Raw genomic sequence first — 17416 nt, forward strand, 5'->3', positions numbered from 1 at the left:
ACGGTTCCGCTCTCTGGAAGTGTTGCTGTCACTCTTCCCCTTCAACGTCTTTAGAAGAAAGTATTTCCGTATACCCTTTATCATACACGTTTTTAAATCCAACAGTCAACCCGGGCAGAAGTCTTCCGGCCACCGTCAATCTCCGAAACAAGGCAAAACGGCTATCGCCGTCTTTTGAGGCGAGGCGAGGTGAGTTTCGGGAATGCAGCATTCCGCGATGGAGACATAGAGGCCAAAGTATAAGCGTGAAACTTGTCCTTTCCTCTATGTATAAAAAACCTTGCAGAAAGCGCCGCTCTCCGCAAGGGGTGGTCGATTTTATGGAATATAGAGCACTTGGCCCTCGGTTACGCTTTGATCGTTCAATCGGTTGTAGAGCGCGATTTCGCGTGCTTGCAGCTGATAGCGGTCGGCAATCGAATCCAGCGTATCCTCGCGCTGCACGATGGCCATCCGCACTTTGCGGAACGAATTCTCATCGTTCGCCCGGTTCAAGAACAAGCTCTTCCACTCGATCTCGTCCGCGGCCGCGCGTCTGGCATCTTCCGCCGCGCGCTTCGCGATCAGTTCCGCTGCCGCCCGTGCTTCCTGCTCTCGCTGACTCGAGTGCAAGATCGAGCGGAACCCGATCCCGCTTGCGCCCTCCTGCTGCTCCGTCCCGTCCTGCAGCGGCTTCGCATTAACCGCCACTCGCAATTCTTTGCGAGTTTGGTCGGCTTCCTCCGCCGCGCGCTCGTATTCTTCGACCGGTTGTCCGCCGGCTGCCTGAGCTTCGTCCCGCAGCGCTTCCGCCTGCTCGACCTCCTCGGACAGAAATGGCGTGAAGATCGTCTCGGCGGTGCGGCTTTGTTCCTCATCCGGTTGCTCGTCCTCACTAGCCGCCTGCGCCCGCTCGAATTCCTGTATGGCCGCCTCTTCCCGCTGGCGTTGTTCCCGAGCGTTCCGTTCCGCCTGCGCGGCTTCGCGCTCCCGTTGCTCGGCAGCTTCCCGCTCGATCTGGGCGATCGCCTCCCTCGCCTGCCGTTCTTCCAGCTCGCGTTGCTGCGCGATCAACGCTTCCTGTTGACGCCAGAGCTCCTGCTGCCGCTCCTCTTCTTCCGCCGCTGCCCGAAGAGCGGCTTCCTGTGCTTCGCGTTCGGCCGCTTCTTGGGCTGCGACTGCCCTTAACTGCTCGGCCTGCTGGGAAGCCGACCAATTCTCGTAGTAACTATTATCCGGCTCCGCTTCGCCTTGCTCCTGCAGCGACCGTTCGTGCACGACCGTAAACGGCTCTTCACGCCACGATTCCGGTTGCTTGGACGGTTCCAGCTCGATCCCGAGCAGCGATAGCACGCCCGTAATATTCAACGTCCGGGCCGAAAGCAAGTCGACGTCGAAATTATCGATTTCGACCGAAATATCGTCCAGACGGCTCACCCGATTGAGCGGCAGCGTAATCTCGACCGGAATCCAATGCTCGAGCGTCTGCGCGTCCGCCCTCCCGTTCGCCGAGCGGTATACGCCCGAGAGCAGCAGATGCCCTTTAAGCAGCACCTGTTCACCTTGTTGAATCACTTGTATGCGCGGCACGAGTTCAATCTCTTCCAACTCGTCGATGCCCAGTACATCATCCGGCAAATGCACGCGCTCGTAGACGTCAAAACGTAGTCCGTTCGTTTGGTTAGACAAGCGTTTCGTCCTCCTTTCCCCTCCTAAACAGCTTGGATACAGCTATCTTCCCTATTCACTATATGGTTAGGAGGAGGCGGGCATGACTACGATTTTGACGCTATAAGAGAGGTTGTTCAAGAAGTCGACAATTGATCGCGAAGCAGATCAAGACGCAGCTCGGCATCGAACCTGTCGTTCAGGCTTGAAGTCCGGTGAAGGCGACGTATTGAACTTTAACTATAACGAGAGCTTGGCCGCAAGCGCGGAGAACCACGGCGGTTCGGGGCACTCGACTCGTACCGGCTCGCCGGTCAAAGGATGCGGGAACGTAAGCCGAGCGCCGCGAAGCGCCTGATGCCCGATCGCCTCCGTTCGCCCGCCGTACAGCGCGTCTCCCGCAAGCGGATGGCCGATATGGCACATATGGACGCGGATCTGATGCGTGCGGCCCGTCTCGAGCCGCAGGCGCAACCTTGCCCATCCGGCATTCTGCCGGACGACTTCATAATGGGTGCGAGCTTGATCGCCGCCCGGCGACACGCGGCGTCGCGAGCCATGGTGACGATCCTTGCCGATCGGGGCGTCAACGATGCCGGAAGCTTGGCGCGGCCGGCCTTGCACGATAGCCTCATATTCGCGATCGACCCTTTTCTCTCGCATCGCCGCGTCTAATCTTAGCTGAGCCAGCTCGTTCTTGGCATACAGCACCGGTCCGGACGTGTCGTCATCAAGGCGATGGATGTGCTTCATCGGCAGCGGATCTTCGCGGAGCAATCCAAGCCGGGCGGCCGCTTCGTCGAGCGTTCCCCGGTGTCCGGGACCGTTCGGGTGAACCGGCATGCCGGACGGCTTGTCGAAGACGACGCACCAATCGTCTTCATACAGGATCGGCACGGTCGGGAGCGGCTCGGCGGACGGCAGCTGCGCTAACCGATAAGCCAATTCTTTCCGAATATCGGCCAACTCGAATGCCTTCAGCAGGATGGAAGTCTCCGTGCACTGAATTTCGCCTACGGAGAACAGCCGGTTGATCCATTTCTCAGGAAACAAAGCAAGAGCCAGCAGCCGCTGGCGCACGATGTGCGGATGGCTGCCGGCCCGAAGAGAAGGGTAGCGTTCCGGATCGATCGAGTCGCCCCAAACGTTCAGGGCATCGATGCTCACGGCCAGCCACTCCCCTTGACGCGTAAATATCGCCATGTCCATGGGTTCTGCTCTCGCTCCTTGCTATAGACGACGCAGCGCTTCGTCGTGCGCCGCGATCGTCGCGTCGATCGCCGTTTCGTCGTGAACGGCCGAAACGAACATGCCTTCGAACTGCGATGGCGGAATGCTGATGCCGTTATCCAGCATGCCGGCGAAATACGCTTTAAAGCGCTCCAGATCGGCCGTCTTCGCAATTTCGTAATTAATGACGTGCTTGTCCGTGAAGAACGGACACACCATGGAGCCGACGCGGTTGATCGTCATCGCGACGCCGTGCTTCTGCGCGTTCGAGATTAGTCCGCGCTGCAGGCGCACGGCCATGCGTTCCAAATGTTCGTATGTCTCCGGTTTCAAGAGACTAAGCGTCGTGTAGCCCGCCGCCATCGCGAGCGGGTTGCCGGATAACGTCCCCGCCTGGTAGATCGGTCCGGACGGTGCCATCATCTCCATAATTTCGCGTTTGCCACCGTAGGCGCCCACAGGCAAGCCGCCGCCGATGACTTTACCGAGGCAGGTCAAATCCGGCGTGATGCCGTACAACCCTTGCGCGCAGTTATAGTGAACGCGGAAGCCGGTCATCACTTCGTCGAAGATTAGCAGGCTGCCGTATTGCTCGGTAATGTCGCGCAAACCTTGCAGGAAGCCCGGCAACGGCGGCACGACGCCCATATTGCCCGCCACCGGTTCCACGATGACGCAGGCGATTTGTTCGCCGAACTTCTCGAAGGCCAGCTTGACCGATTCGATATCGTTATAGGGCACCGTGAGCGTGTGGGAAGCGACGCTCTCCGGCACGCCGGGACTGTCGGGCAGGCCGAGTGTCGCGACGCCGGAACCCGCTTTAATGAGCAAGCTATCCGCATGTCCGTGATACGAGCCTTCGAATTTCAAAATCATGCTACGCTTCGTATACCCGCGCGCCAGGCGCAGCGCGCTCATCGTCGCTTCCGTTCCGGAGTTGACCATCCGCACCAGATCGATTGAAGGCACGCGTTCAGCCACCAGCTTCGCCATCGTCGTCTCCAGCTCTGTCGGCGCGCCGAAGCTCGTCCCTTTCTCCGCCGTCTTCTTGATTGCTTCGATTACTTCCGGATGGGCATGCCCCATGATCAGCGGTCCCCACGAACCTACGTAGTCGATGTAGCTGTTGCCATCGATATCATAGACGCGGTAACCCTCTCCGCGCTCCATGTATACCGGCGTCAAACCGACGGAGCGAAATGCCCGTACCGGCGAATTGACCCCGCCCGGAATGACCTCTTTGGCGGAGGCGAAAGCTTCTTTGGAACGCTCGTCCAATCTAGCGCGACCTTGCTCGCTCATAGTAGACACCTGCCTGTTTCATAGTATGCCGTCGGAGTTCTCCTCGTCGGCTTTAAATTGCGTTATTCGCAGCGCAGCCACTTGGCCGCGTCCAGCGCGTGGTACGTAATGATCAAATCCGCGCCCGCGCGTTTCATGCCCGTCAACGTCTCCAGCACGACGGCGCGCTCGTCGATCCAGCCGTTCGCGGCCGCCGCCTTCACCATCGAATATTCCGCGCTGACGTTATATGCGACGAGAGGCAGATCGAAATTCTCCTTCACCATGCGCAGCACGTCCAGATAGGCGAGCGCCGGTTTAACCATGAGCATGTCGGCGCCTTCAAGCACGTCGGCTTCCGCTTCGCGCATCGCTTCGCGAATGTTGGCCGGGTCCATCTGATACGTCTTCCGATCGCCGAATTGCGGCGTCGAATGCGCGGCGTCGCGGAACGGTCCATAGAACGCGGAAGCGTATTTGACCGAATAGGACATAATCGGAATGTTCTCGTACCCTGCCTCGTCAAGTCCCGCGCGGATCGCGTGGACGAAGCCGTCCATCATGTTCGACGGGGCAATGATATCCGCGCCCGCTTCCGCTTGCGAGATTGCCGTCTTCACCAGCAGCGCGAGCGAAGGATCGTTGTCGATCTCGGCATAGCCGGTCTTCGGATCGTGATGAATGACGCCGCAGTGGCCATGGTCGGTGTAAGCGCAAAGACAGGTGTCGGCAATGACGACGAGATCCGGCGCCCATTCTTTCACCTTGCGAGTGGCTTCCTGTACGATGCCGTTATGGTCATAGGCGGATGTCCCGACGGCATCCTTCGTCGCGGGCACGCCGAACAGCAGAACGGATTGAACGCCGCTCGCGACGACCGCGTCGATCTCCGGCTTCAGCCGGTCCAAGGAGAAATGATGTACGCCCGGCATCGACGGAATCTCCGCCTTGATGTCCGTCCCGTGCGTCACGAATATCGGATAAATAAAGTCGTTCGCCGTCAAAATCGTTTCTTTAACCAGCTGACGGAGCGCCGGCGTACGACGCAGACGACGTAATCTTGTAATTGGGTAGCTCATCTGAAGCAAGTCCCTCCTTCATGGATTAAACGTTATGAGCGGATAGACACTCGGCCGCGATCGCCGCGACGAGCGCATCGATCGTTGAATCAGGCGGCAGAATGTCAACCGTAAGCCCGGCTTCCTCAGCCGTTCGGGCCGTCACCGGACCGATGCAAGCGACTCTCGCCTTCCCCAACAGTTCAATAGGGTTCTCCACGCCCATCCGACGCAGTACGGCAATCAAATTCGTAACCGTCGAAGAGCTTGCGAACGTAATGACGTCGACCGCCCCGGACTGGAGCAGCTCAAGCACTTCTTCGTCCTGTTGATCAGCCGCGACCGTCTCGTAGACGTCGATTCCTACGACCGTTAAGCCTTGCGCTTGGAGCGTTCTTGGCAAAATGTCTCTCGCTAAATCGCCTCTGGGCAGCAGGACTCGTTGTCCGGGGAGGAGCTCGTCGGCCAAATGATCGAGAAGACCTTCGGCCTGATATTGGGCGGGCAGCGCCTCCACGACCAATCCGCGCCTCTGCAGCGCTTCCGCCGTCTTCGGTCCGACCGCGGCGATGCGGGCTCGATGGAACTGTCTGATATCGATCCGATAACGCTGCAAATAACGGAAGAAATAGTCCACGCCGTTCACGCTCGTAAACAGAATCCAGTCAAAGTCATTCCCGCTGCGCAGCGCGGCTTCCACCTGCGCCATGACGGCCGGGTCTGCGGGTTCCCGCGTCTCGATGACAGGGAATTCGCAAGGCTCTCCGCCAAGCGCCTCGATGCGTTCGGCCAGGTCGCTGCTCTGCGCGCGCGAACGGGTAATGAGCACCCGCGTGCCGAACAACGGGCGGCGTTCCGCCCATTGCATTTTCTCCCGATGGCGGACGACTTCTCCGACCACGATGACGGCCGGCGGGCGGATCCGCTCCGCCCGTACGATCGACTCGATCGTTGCCAGCGTCCCGGTAACCGTGCGCTGATCCGTCGTCGTCCCCCACTGTATGACCGCAACCGGCATGTCCGGGCTCCGACCGTGGCGAATGAGTTCCCCGGCAATAAAGCCGATGTTCGCCACGCTCATGAGCAGTACAAGCGTGCCATCCATCTGGGCGATCCGCTCCCACTGCACCGAACGGTCTTGCTTGTCCGGATTCTCGTGGCCCGTGATGATTGACACCGATGCCGCCAACTCCCGGTGGGTCACCGGAATGCCTGCATAGACGGGGGCGGCGATCGCCGATGTAATGCCCGGCACGATCTCGAATTCGATACCGTTCTCCGCCAGCAGTTCTGCCTCCTCCGCTACGCGGGCGAATATCGAAGGATCCCCGCCCTTCAATCGCGTGACGACTTTGCCCTCCAAGGCCAAATCGACGAGCAGCTGGTTGATTTCTTCTTGTTCCAGCGTGTTGCGATCCGGAAGCTTACCTACATAAATCTTCTGCGCGCCCGGTTTCAGGTTGGCAAGCAGTCTAGGACTGGCTAGCCGATCATACACGACGGCGTCCGACTCTCGAAGGCATTCCATCCCGCGAACCGTAATTAGCTTCGGATGGCCCGGTCCCGCGCCGACCAGATATACTCTGCCTCTCTCCTCGCCCATTCGCGTTAACCTCCGAGTTCAGCCAGTATACGATCCGCCCCTTTGGTCCGAAGCGCTTCCGCGATCTCGAGACCAAGTTGTTCTGGATCACGGCCTTGGCGAATCTCCTTGAGCAGCACCGAGCCGTCAGGCGTTCCTACGATGCCCGTCATCGTCAAAAGGGGCGCTTCTCCGCCCGCGCCTTCCGCGAGCGTAGCATATGCGCCGATCGGAATTTGGCAGCCGCCGTTCAATGCACCCAGGAAAGTCCTCTCGGCCTGGACGGCTAATTCGGTCTCTCGGTCGTTCAACAGCGCCAGCAGCTCGCGGACCGCCTCGTCGTTCGCTCGGCATTCGATGCCGAGCGCGCCTTGTCCAACGGCCGGCACCGATACATCTTCGGGCACGTAGGACGAGATTTTGTCTTCCCAGCCCATCCGCTTCAGACCGGCTGCCGCCAGTACGACCGCGTCGAAGCCTTCCGTCTCCAGCTTGCGGATTCGCGTATCGATATTGCCGCGTATCGACTCCAGCACGAGATCCGGACGGGCGTTCTTCAACTGGCTTGCGCGGCGGAGACTGCTCGTCCCGACTTTGGCGCCCTGCGGCAGCGTCTCGAACGTCAACCCATCGCGCGCGATGATCGCATCCCGCGGATCGACCCGGCGAGGAATCGCGCCATTCATAAGCCCTTCCGGAAGCTCGTACGGCATGTCTTTCATACTATGTACCGCCAGGTCGATCTCTCCGCTTAGGAGCGCTTCCTCGATTTCTTTCACGAACAGCCCTTTGCCGCCGACTTTGGACAACGTGACATCAAGAATGCGATCGCCTTTCGTAATGATTTTGCGAATTTCGAACTCGTACGGAAGGCCGTGCTTCTCGCACAAGCCTCGCAGCTGGTCGATGACCTGCCCAGTTTGAGTCAGCGCAAGCGCGCTTTGACGCGTGCCGACGATTATCGTTTTGCGTTCTGCTTTCGTTTCATTCATATTCAGACTACGCCTCCATCAAGACAGGTATGCCGATGCAAGACGGCTTATCCATGCCTCTATCGTTTCGTCGCCTCGCTGCGGGGAACGCCGTTCGCCTTGCAGATCAAGCTCTGCTTCTTCCGCGGCTTCTCGCAGCATGGCGCGTTTAGTCGCCGTTGCAAATCCCTCTTCGTTCACCATGGACGCGCGCAGTTCGCCTAGTCGCTCGGCCCACCACGCATACGGCTCTCCATAGCGGCCTTCAAGCTCGTTTCGGATTCGCTTCGCAAACGCCGGGCTCGCCCCGGATGTGGACACCGACAACAGCAACGGGCCTCTGCGTACCGCGGATGGCGCGATAAAATCGCCTTCCGCCGCTTCATCCGTCTGATTAACCAAGGCGCCAGCCGCACGCGCTTCTCGCAAGACGATATCGTTGACGATCCGGCTATCCGTCGCCGCGAAGACGAGCGCCGCTCCATCGGCATCCTTATCTTGGTATTCCCTGCGCAACCATTGGATAGACCCTTGCTCTGCCAATGAAGCTAGCGCGGATGTCGCATCCGGACTGATCAACGTGACATGATCCGCCCCGCCTTCTAGCAACCCCCGCGTCTTGCGCTCCGCGATCCGGCCCCCTCCAACCACTACGCACCGTTTACCTCGCAAATCAAGGTGCAGCGCATAATAGGTTTTCGTTCTTGACTCGCGCCCCATTACGACCACCCATGGAAGGAGGACGCCTGATTGAGAAATACGTTCAGGAACAGCAGGGCATAGCTGTACAAAATCCAGCGCGCCATTTTCCAGCCCGGACCGTCCAACCAGCGGCGCTTCAGCACCGTCCATATGTACAGGCCAAGCGAGATGAACGACGCGATTACTTTCAGATCGAGCAGCAGCGAGTATTCGCCTTCGGTCAAAATCGACGTAACCGCTACGGCTAGCGACATCGCGAGCAGCGGCGCGCCGATCAGCGTGCACCTGTACATGTAGATATCGATCAGTTCCAAGCTTGGGAGCCGCCGGACCGATTTGGTCCACTGCTTGCCTTTGAGCCTACTGTGCAAGAACAAATACATGCCCGCGAAAATCGTCGCGATCGTAAGCGCGGCGTATGCGCAGATCATAAGACTGACGTGCACGTAAAGCAGCTTGCGCGCTATCTCCCACCGTTCGAGCGACGTCCCGCTGCCGATACCGAACATATTTAGCGCCAGCACCGCAAATCCGATTACATTGACGAAAAATACGATAAATTCAATTCGGAAAAACCGATTCATCACAAGCGAAATGGTCACCAGCAGCCAGGAGAATAAGAGTAAATATTCGAATAAGCTAAAAAAGGACATATTCAAGTGCGATACGATACGCTGGATCAAATAAGCGGTCTGGAGCACCCAGACGAAAACAAGCAGCCCTGTACCCATCTGCTTCGCTCTCCGGTTGCGATCCACGAAATCGGAGAAGTAAAACAGCAGGCTCAGGGCGTATATGTACAACATTGCATCATATAACCAGTTCTCTGTAATCATACGCGCCTCCACGCCCTACAGGTTCGGCTATTGCGTGAGAGGCAGGCCGCGCTTATGCGGCCTGCCTCCCTGCGTGGTTATGGCGTTACGGCAGCCGCGATGCCCGGCATCTTCCGGGCTTGCTTGCCTTTCGCCACTTTCGAACCGTTCTCCGCCGCGGACGATTGGAGCTCCTTCATGACGGCCGCGGATTTCGAACGTTCTTCCTCGTGCGCAACCGATTCCTCAAGTGCGAACAATTTCACAAACAAATCCATTGCTTCATCGCCGCGTTTCTCGCTTGCCATTTCTTTAATCCGCACGATCGGATCTTGCATCATCTGATTGACGATGCTCTTCGTCAGCTTCCGGATGACCTTCAATTCGCGTTCATCCAAATCCGGCAGCTTGTTCGTTAAGCTCTCCATCGTCTCCTCGTGAATGGCGGCCGCCTTGTCCTGCAGCGCGCGGATGAGCGGCACGACGCCAAGCGTGCGGTACCAGTTCTGGAAGACGCCGAGTTCGATCGCGATGAACGACTCGATCTTGGCCGCTTCCTGGCGGCGCAGCTCCATATTGCTCTCGACGATGCCTTCCAAGTCGTCGATATCGTACAAGAACACATTCTCGATCGTCGCGATGCGCGGATCCAAATCGCGGGGGACCGCGATATCGATCATGAAGAGCGGCTTGGACTTCCTCTTCTTCATGGCGCCGGCAACCTGATCCCGGTTCAGCACGTATCCGTCGCTGCCCGTCGAGCTGATCAAAATGTCGGTTTCATGCAGCCGCCGAACGGTATCTTCTATCGCGCACGGTACGCCGCCGAATTTCTCCGCAAGCTGTACCGCGCGTTCGTAGGTGCGATTGACGACAATGATCTGTTTCACGCCATTGGCGTGCAGATGTTTGGCGGTCAATTCGCTCATCTTGCCCGCGCCGAGAATCATGACGGTCTTGCCGGCGAAATGACCGAAAATCCGCTTCCCGAGTTCGACGGCCGCGTAGCTGACCGATACGGCCGACTCGCCGATGCTCGTCTCCGTATGGGCTCGTTTGGCAAGCGTCACCGCTTGTTTGAATAACATATTGAAAACCGTCCCCGTCGCCTTGTGCTCTTGGGCCAGGAAGAAGGCGCTACGGACTTGGCCGAGAATTTGCGTCTCGCCGATTACCATCGAGTCCAAGCCGCTTGCAACTCGGAACAAATGTTTAATGGCCCCATCGTCTTCGTACATATATAGATGACTCGTAAACTGTTCGCGCGGCAGTCCGAACCATTGCTCCATAAAGTTCCGAATGTAATGGCCGCACAACTGCGGACGGTCTACGACGGCATATAGCTCGGTGCGGTTGCAGGTCGCTACAATGACACATTCCATGATGCTCTTCGTCTGCTGCAGTTGCTTGAGCGCTTCCGGCAGTTCCTGCTCGGCAAACGTAAACCGTTCGCGAACTTCAACGGGAGCCGTCCGGTAATTCAGCCCGACAACGACAATGTGCATGCGCGTTCACCTGCCCTCCAGTAAATTTGACATTAGTTATTATAGCACAGTTCGACAACCTATACGCCCGCAATTATGAAAAAAGTTTGAAGATACGCACCTCCTTCTTACACGAAAAACCGCATATAAAAACGGCTACGGAGTTAGACTCCATAGCCGTTAATCATCAAGTTATATTACACGAATTGCGCTTGTTTCATTTCTGGTTCTACGACTTGCAATTCACCCATACCGCGAACAAGCTTCTTCGCATGTGTCGTTGTCGGCTTCAGCACGGAGATCATGTAGTCGATCGCCAGCTGTGGATCAACAGTCTCGCCGCAAGTGTAACAGTCCAGCGCCGCGAAACCTTTCTCAGGATACGTGTGAATCGAGAGATGACTTTCAGACAGCAATACGAGCACCGTTGCTCCTTGTGGCTCGAATTGTTTGGCTTGCACAGAGAGTACGGTAGCGCCGCACGCTTCTGCAGCCTCCACCATTTGGGCTTGCAAAAATTCCGCGTTGTTGAGCAACTCAAAATCTACACCCCAAGTGTCTACAGCAACGTGTCTTCCGAAAGTTGAATATTCCATCTTTCGGTTCCCCCTTCCTAGGAATAAAATGTTTTAAAAATTTCATCCGCTAGGACCTACGTCATTCACTGCCCGAGGGAATAATCTCTCGCAACATAACCATGTCCTGAGTGAATCCTGGTTCCTAATTTGAAGCTGATTATTTTCAACGAAAATAAAAATAACATCTATCCGGGAGAATTGCAACTGTTTTTTTTCTAAATTATTACTCGTCTCCCCCCGCAGTCTCCCAGCCCGAATTTATCGTATGCAAATAAAAGCCTCTTCGCGCGCCTAAAGCGGGGATTTTACGAAAAACGCAATAATGAAAAGAACCGCTGCTGGGCAGCGGTTCTAGAGCATGCTATACGTACAGATTAAGCTTCTAGAATGAACAGTTGGTGGGTTGCAAGCCGCAGTTTCTCATCGATTAAGGCAATTTGCGAAGCGTCCGTGCACATGTTGCGAAGATCGAGCAGCTCGTTCACGGCATTATGCAGCAAAACGATGGATTGTTCGACTTCGTTGCTTCTGAATTGTTTCTCGAGTTGGCCAACCGTGTCCTTATATTCGAACACGATCCGGACCTCGCCATGCTTATGCTCGACGATTCGTCTTACGGAGCCTTGCACATAATGATACGTCATCGTATAGGTTGGATAAATGCGGTTAACAATGGCATCTCCCCGGAACGCCGCTACGGCTTTACGCATAGCATTCGTTAGCTTGGGATGCATCAGCCGGCAGGATAATGAGCATACATACTGATCCTGCATTCGTTCAAATATCAAGCGGACCTCTTCCCGACCTGCCTCGTCTTCGAGAACCATTTCGTGATTGCCGTTGTCGAGCACGCGCACCTGCTGTCTCACATGCTGTTCTTCAAAAAACCGGACAAATCCCGCCATCTCATCAGCCGTTAATTGCAGAGAAGCTTTGACATACTCCGTGGCTATCCGCTGAGCCATAAAAATCTCCTCAATTCTTTAACTTGCACGATCCCCTTACTCGGGGTTCGTTCAAACCGATTGTACTGCTTACGTATATTATACCCGATCCAAAAGGTTTATTCCTGCCATCTGTTCTCGATATTCTCGCATATTTCTGAAAAATCCCGGAGAAATCGGCGATCGTATCACGTTTTTACCCGTTATTCTCGCTTTTCAACCATAAACTCACTCGGATGCTACCGTATCCTCCACCTTGCTCATAATAACCTCCCACAGCTCGTCGCGGCCAAGCCCGATTTCGGACGAGAAAAGCACCACGCGGTCGCTCGGATCGGCTTCCAGCGTCTCTTTAATCAGCTTAATCTGCTTCTGCCATTGGCTTTTGGGGATTTTGTCGGCTTTCGTCGTGACGATGGTGCGCGGAATATTATAGTGGCGCAGCCACTTGTACATCAAGCAATCGTCCTTGCTCGGGGCATGCCGAATATCGATGATGAGCAGCACCATCTTAAGCGGTTCTCGATCGCCAAGGAACGTTTCGATCATTTGGCCGAACTGTTCCCGCTGTACTTTGGACACTTTCGCGTAACCGTAACCCGGGAAGTCAACAAAGTACAATTTCTGATTGACCCGGTAGTAGTTCAATTGCTGCGTCTTGCCTGGCTGCGAACTGGTGCGGGCCAGATTCTTGCGTTGGATCATTCGGTTGATCAGCGACGACTTGCCAACATTGGAACGCCCTGCCAGAGCAAACTCTGGCAAGGCGTCTTCTGGATATTGATTCGGCCGGACCGCGCTGATGATAAACTCAGCTTCCGTAATTTTCATGCTAATCGCAAACCTGCTTTCTATTAATCACTAGTGCGCTGCCGTACAAGCCGCTAGTGCGCTTCTACGGGCGCCTGGCTCACCAATGCATGGCTAAGCACTTCGTCCATATGCGCGACCGGAATGAACTCCATGTCGGCACGGATACTCTCCGGTATATCGCGTAGATCGCGCTCGTTATCCTTCGGCAACAGCACCTTGCGAATACCGGCCCGATGCGCGGCGAGGGACTTTTCCTTCAAGCCGCCGATCGGAAGCACGCGTCCGCGGAGCGTGATCTCGCCGGTCATTGCCACATCGCGGGATACTTTGCGGCCCGTCAGCGCCGAAATAAGCGCCGTGGCCATCGTAATGCCCGCGGAAGGACCGTCTTTCGGAATCGCGCCTTCCGGAATGTGAATATGGATATCGTTCTTCTCGTGGAAGTCCGGCGCGATGTTCAATTCGGCCGCGCGCGACCTCGTAAAGCTGAACGCCGCTTGCGCCGACTCCTTCATGACGTCGCCAAGCTTACCCGTCAGCGTCAATTTGCCGGTGCCGGGAAGCACGGTCACTTCGATAACCAGCGTATCTCCGCCGACTTCCGTCCAAGCCAGACCGGTCACGGCACCGATTTGATCGGACTGTTCCGCCATGCCGTAGCGGAATTTCGGAGGTCCGAGCCATTCCTTGATCGTCGCCGAATCGGCTTCGATCGGCTTGCGTTCCGCATCCGACACGATCGTTTTGGCCGCCTTCCGGCAAATGGACGCAACTTGCTGCTCCAAATTCCGTACGCCGGACTCCCGCGTATATTCGCGAACTACCATTTGGAGCGCATCTTCCGTTACCGTCAGCTGTTCCGGCTCCAAGCCATGGTCTTTCTTCTGCTTCGGCAGAAGGTAACGAGTCGCGATCTGCAGTTTCTCCAATTCCGTGTAACCTGGAATGTACAACACTTCCATCCGGTCCAACAACGGTCTTGGGATATTATGAATCGCATTGGCCGTCGTCACGAACATGACGTTGGACAGATCGAACGGCGTCTCGATGAAGTGGTCGCTGAACGTGCTGTTCTGCTCCGGGTCGAGCACTTCGAGCAGCGCGGAAGCCGGGTCGCCTCTGAAATCCATCGCCATCTTGTCGATCTCGTCCAGCAGGAACACCGGATTGAGCGAGCCGGCCGTCTTCATGCCTTGAATGATCCGTCCCGGCATAGCGCCTACGTACGTCCGGCGATGACCGCGGATCTCCGCTTCGTCCCGCACGCCGCCAAGCGAGATGCGCACGAATTGTCGGCCAAGGGACTTGGCGATAGAGCGCGCCATCGACGTTTTGCCGACGCCCGGAGGTCCGACCAGACACAGGATCGGCCCCTTCAGTTTCTTCACGAGCTGCTGAACGGCCAAATACTCGAGCACGCGTTCTTTCGGCTTCTCCAGGCCGTAGTGATCCTCGTTCAGAATCGCTTCGGCGCCGGCGATATCGAGAATATCGTCCGTGACATCGTTCCAAGGCAGCGATAACAGCCAATCGATATAATTGCGAATGACGCCGCCTTCGGCCGATGTCGAAGGCATTTTCTCGAGGCGGTCGATTTCCTTCTCGACCTTCTCCTGCACTTTCTCGGGAAGGTTGGCGTTCGCAAGCTGATTGCGGAGTTCCTCCACTTCGCCGGCTCGGCCTTCCTTCTCGCCTAACTCCTTCTGAATCGCCTTCATTTGCTCGCGCAAGTAATATTCCTTCTGCGTCTTCTCCATCTGTTTCTTGACGCGTTGGCTTATCTTGCGTTCGAGCTCGAGCACCTCGCGCTCGTTGTTCAGCAAATCGAGCAGCTTCTCCAAGCGCGCTTTCACGTCAATCGTCTCCAAGATGTCCTGTTTGTCTTTAATCTTCAAGGACAGGTGACTGGTAATGACGTCCGCGAGACGCCCCGGCTCGTCGATATCCGATACGGCCGCATGCGTCTCCGGCGTCACCTTCTTGGACAGATTGATGTAATGCTCGAATTGGTTCAGGACGGTGCGCATGAGCGCATCGATCTCCGGATCGTTCGATTCGGTCTCCGGCAGCTCCTTCACCGATACTTCATAGAAATCGTCGTTCGGCAAATAATCGACGACCTCCGCGCGGACGACCCCTTCGACCAAGACGCGGATTGTGCCGTTCGGCAGTTTGAGCATTTGTCTTACTCGCGCGATTGTGCCGACCCGGTAAATATCCTCTTGGGTCGGTTCTTCGATATTGACTTCCGACTGCGAGCAAAGCAGAATCATATGATCGTCTAACATCGCGCGGTCTAACGCGCGGACGGACTTTTCCCTGCCCACATCGAGGTGGAGCACCATGCTGGGGTATACAAGGAGCCCCCGAAGCGGAAGCAGGGGCAGCCGACGACCTTTCCATTTTGCAGGTCCCATTCCAGCACCTCCATGATCGCTGAAGTTCTCCGTCCATACGATTGTAGGCGGAAAACACGCTTAAGCTTCTACCGTGTTTCTATTCCATTTTATCACTCTACGGAATCCGCCTGCAAATAGGGGAGACTCGATGCGATAAATACGTCGTTCGCGGCTGCCGGCGCGGAGGCGCCGATGCGCGATTCTTCCGCGCGGAACACGTGGCGGAACACTTCGTCGACATGATCGACCGGAATGACTTGCAAGCCCTCTAAATCCGCGAAAACGGCCTGCCAATTCTCTCGTGGGATAATAACCCGATTCGCGCCGGCTTGAAACGCGGCCTCCACCTTCGCCAGAACGCCCCCGACCGGTTTCACGTTGCCGTGAATGCCCACCTCGCCGGTCATCGCCAGCTTGTTGTCCACGGCTTCGCCTTTGATCGCCGAAGCGATCGCCGTCGCCATCGCGATGCCCGCCGAAGGACCGTCGATCGGCGTACCGCCCGGAAAGTTGATGTGCAGGTCGTAATTCTCCGGCGCAAGTCCCAGACGTCTGAGCACGGTAAGGACATTCTCGACCGAGCCTTTCGCCATGCTCTTACGGCGCAGCGTCCGGCTGCCGCCGCCGAGTTCTTCCTCATCGACGACGCCCGTAATCGTATAGCGGCCCCGTCCTGGTCTGGCCGTAATGGCGCTCACTTCGATCTCCAGCATCGTCCCCATATTGGGGCCGTAGACCGCCAAGCCGTTCACGAAACCGATCTGCGGCAAGTTCGGCACTTTGCGGTCGGGACGCGGCGGGATCTGACTACTGTTGACGACCCACTCGATGTCGGCCGCCGTGATCGAATCGCGCTTCTCCGATAAAGCGAGTCCCGCCGCCAACTGAATGACGTTGACCGCTTCCCGGCCGTTCGTCGCATACCGTTTCACGACATCGACCGCTTCCGGACTAGGCGGCAATCCGATCTTCTTCAACGCATTCACCGCGATTTCCGCGATCTCCTCCGCTAGTAGCGGTCTGAAGTAAATCTCCATGCACCGCGATCGCAAAGCTGGCGGCAGCTCTTGCGGCGACCTCGTCGTCGCCCCGACAAGGCGAAAATCCGCGGGAAGGCCATTTTGAAAAATATCGTGAATGTACATCGGAATGTTCGAGTCTTCCGAGTTGTAATAAGCGCTCTCCAGATAGACTTTGCGATCCTCCAGCACTTTTAACAATTTATTCATCTGGATCGGATGCAATTCGCCGATTTCATCGATAAACAGCATGCCGCCGTGAGCTTTCGTAACGGCGCCAGGCTTCGGCTGGGGAATACCCGCTACCCCCATGGCGCCCGCGCCTTGATAGATCGGATCGTGCACCGAGCCGATCAGCGGGTCCGCGATGCCGCGTTCGTCGAATCTCGCGGTCGTGGCGTCGATCTCCGTGAATTTCGCGTCCTGCTGGAAAGGCGAGGTCGGATTCTTCTTCGCCTCTTCCAACACGACCCGCGCGGCAGCCGTCTTGCCTACGCCGGGAGGACCATAGATGATGACGTGCTGCGGATTGGCGCTGCACATCGCGGCCTTCAGCGCCCGCAGGCCGTCACGTTGTCCGACAATGTCGTTCATCGTCTGCGGACGGGTTTTCTCTGCGAGCGGTTTCGTCAGCGAGATCGAACGCAGCTTCCGCAGCTTATCCATCTCCTTGCGAGATTCCCGATCGACGGCGGTACGATTCGTTTTTTGATTGCGCAGCAAGTTCCAGAAGTACAGACCGATCACGATCGCGAAAAAAACTTGAATTAGCATGACGATTAAACTGATATTGCTCATTACCAAATCGACTCCTCTCCAAACAAAAACATCCGGCAATTCCGGGCTCATACTTGTCAGTATTGCCCCGTGCCGGATGTAATAATCGTGAGAAG

Annotated in this window: 14 protein-coding genes and 1 other annotated feature (1 of these 15 cut by a window edge); all 14 genes read right to left on the reverse strand. The window is 56.7% G+C overall.

Features of this window, described 5'->3' with window-relative positions:
• Positions 1–54 (reverse strand) — a binding site (T-box leader) (it extends 196 nt beyond the left edge of the window).
• Positions 55–318: 264 nt separating this feature from the next.
• Positions 319–1668: a LysM peptidoglycan-binding domain-containing protein gene (locus tag BCM02_RS16890; RefSeq protein WP_148930295.1), complete on the reverse strand. Its 1350-nt coding sequence runs from the start codon at positions 1666–1668 to the stop codon at positions 319–321.
• A 219-nt stretch (positions 1669–1887) separates the two neighbouring features.
• On the reverse strand, positions 1888–2850 hold the full coding sequence (locus tag BCM02_RS16895) for an RluA family pseudouridine synthase (RefSeq protein WP_148930296.1): 963 nt from the start codon (positions 2848–2850) through the stop codon (positions 1888–1890).
• Between the two features lie 27 nt (positions 2851–2877).
• Positions 2878–4179: a glutamate-1-semialdehyde 2,1-aminomutase gene (gene hemL / locus BCM02_RS16900; RefSeq protein WP_148930297.1), complete on the reverse strand. Its 1302-nt coding sequence runs from the start codon at positions 4177–4179 to the stop codon at positions 2878–2880.
• 62 nt (positions 4180–4241) lie between these two features.
• Positions 4242–5237, reverse strand: coding sequence for a porphobilinogen synthase (gene hemB / locus BCM02_RS16905; protein WP_148930298.1), 996 nt, complete (start codon positions 5235–5237; stop codon positions 4242–4244).
• 25 nt (positions 5238–5262) lie between these two features.
• Positions 5263–6819, reverse strand: a complete 1557-nt coding sequence (gene cobA, locus BCM02_RS16910) for a uroporphyrinogen-III C-methyltransferase (RefSeq protein ID WP_148930299.1) — start codon at positions 6817–6819, stop codon at positions 5263–5265.
• 5 nt (positions 6820–6824) lie between these two features.
• A complete protein-coding gene (hemC, locus tag BCM02_RS16915) occupies positions 6825–7790 on the reverse strand; it encodes a hydroxymethylbilane synthase (protein WP_148930300.1) in 966 nt (321 codons plus the stop codon).
• Between the two features lie 18 nt (positions 7791–7808).
• Positions 7809–8489 (reverse strand): precorrin-2 dehydrogenase/sirohydrochlorin ferrochelatase family protein, encoded by a 681-nt coding sequence (locus tag BCM02_RS16920; protein WP_148930301.1) that lies wholly within the window; start codon positions 8487–8489, stop codon positions 7809–7811.
• Positions 8489–9307 (reverse strand): cytochrome C assembly family protein, encoded by an 819-nt coding sequence (locus BCM02_RS16925; RefSeq protein ID WP_148930302.1) that lies wholly within the window; start codon positions 9305–9307, stop codon positions 8489–8491. The genes BCM02_RS16920 and BCM02_RS16925 overlap by 1 nt, the downstream gene beginning before the upstream one ends.
• 77 nt (positions 9308–9384) lie before the next feature.
• Complete coding sequence (hemA, locus tag BCM02_RS16930) at positions 9385–10791, reverse strand: glutamyl-tRNA reductase (RefSeq protein ID WP_148930303.1); 1407 nt, start codon at positions 10789–10791, stop codon at positions 9385–9387.
• Positions 10792–10967: 176 nt separating this feature from the next.
• Positions 10968–11366 (reverse strand): adenosylmethionine decarboxylase, encoded by a 399-nt coding sequence (gene speD, locus BCM02_RS16935; RefSeq protein ID WP_148930304.1) that lies wholly within the window; start codon positions 11364–11366, stop codon positions 10968–10970.
• Between the two features lie 356 nt (positions 11367–11722).
• Entirely contained in the window at positions 11723–12313 is a 591-nt protein-coding gene (locus tag BCM02_RS16940; protein WP_148930305.1) for a non-ribosomal peptide synthetase module, read from the reverse strand.
• 207 nt (positions 12314–12520) lie between these two features.
• Positions 12521–13123 (reverse strand): ribosome biogenesis GTP-binding protein YihA/YsxC, encoded by a 603-nt coding sequence (gene yihA, locus BCM02_RS16945; RefSeq protein WP_148930306.1) that lies wholly within the window; start codon positions 13121–13123, stop codon positions 12521–12523.
• A gap of 53 nt (positions 13124–13176) precedes the next feature.
• Positions 13177–15522 (reverse strand): endopeptidase La, encoded by a 2346-nt coding sequence (gene lon / locus BCM02_RS16950; protein WP_148930307.1) that lies wholly within the window; start codon positions 15520–15522, stop codon positions 13177–13179.
• A 92-nt stretch (positions 15523–15614) separates the two neighbouring features.
• Positions 15615–17321 (reverse strand): ATP-dependent protease LonB, encoded by a 1707-nt coding sequence (lonB, locus tag BCM02_RS16955; RefSeq protein ID WP_148930308.1) that lies wholly within the window; start codon positions 17319–17321, stop codon positions 15615–15617.
• Positions 17322–17416: the final 95 nt, after the last annotated feature.

Origin of the sequence: Paenibacillus methanolicus, from assembly GCF_008124765.1 — a bacterium.
In the GTDB taxonomy this organism is placed as follows: domain Bacteria; phylum Bacillota; class Bacilli; order Paenibacillales; family Paenibacillaceae; genus Paenibacillus_Z; species Paenibacillus_Z methanolicus.

What these genes read in the sequence shown, in the direction of transcription:
- BCM02_RS16940 (WP_148930305.1), bottom strand. Translation starts at nt 12,313, where the DNA reads ATGGCTCAGCGGATAGCCACGGAGTATGTCAAAGCTTCTCTGCAATTA.
- lon (WP_148930307.1), bottom strand. Translation starts at nt 15,522, where the DNA reads ATGGGACCTGCAAAATGGAAAGGTCGTCGGCTGCCCCTGCTTCCGCTT.
- yihA (WP_148930306.1), bottom strand. Translation starts at nt 13,123, where the DNA reads ATGAAAATTACGGAAGCTGAGTTTATCATCAGCGCGGTCCGGCCGAAT.
- hemL (WP_148930297.1), bottom strand. Translation starts at nt 4,179, where the DNA reads ATGAGCGAGCAAGGTCGCGCTAGATTGGACGAGCGTTCCAAAGAAGCT.
- speD (WP_148930304.1), bottom strand. Translation starts at nt 11,366, where the DNA reads ATGGAATATTCAACTTTCGGAAGACACGTTGCTGTAGACACTTGGGGT.
- hemC (WP_148930300.1), bottom strand. Translation starts at nt 7,790, where the DNA reads ATGAATGAAACGAAAGCAGAACGCAAAACGATAATCGTCGGCACGCGT.
- hemA (WP_148930303.1), bottom strand. Translation starts at nt 10,791, where the DNA reads ATGCACATTGTCGTTGTCGGGCTGAATTACCGGACGGCTCCCGTTGAA.
- BCM02_RS16895 (WP_148930296.1), bottom strand. Translation starts at nt 2,850, where the DNA reads ATGGCGATATTTACGCGTCAAGGGGAGTGGCTGGCCGTGAGCATCGAT.
- cobA (WP_148930299.1), bottom strand. Translation starts at nt 6,819, where the DNA reads ATGGGCGAGGAGAGAGGCAGAGTATATCTGGTCGGCGCGGGACCGGGC.
- hemB (WP_148930298.1), bottom strand. Translation starts at nt 5,237, where the DNA reads ATGAGCTACCCAATTACAAGATTACGTCGTCTGCGTCGTACGCCGGCG.
- lonB (WP_148930308.1), bottom strand. Translation starts at nt 17,321, where the DNA reads ATGAGCAATATCAGTTTAATCGTCATGCTAATTCAAGTTTTTTTCGCG.
- BCM02_RS16925 (WP_148930302.1), bottom strand. Translation starts at nt 9,307, where the DNA reads ATGATTACAGAGAACTGGTTATATGATGCAATGTTGTACATATACGCC.
- BCM02_RS16920 (WP_148930301.1), bottom strand. Translation starts at nt 8,489, where the DNA reads ATGGGGCGCGAGTCAAGAACGAAAACCTATTATGCGCTGCACCTTGAT.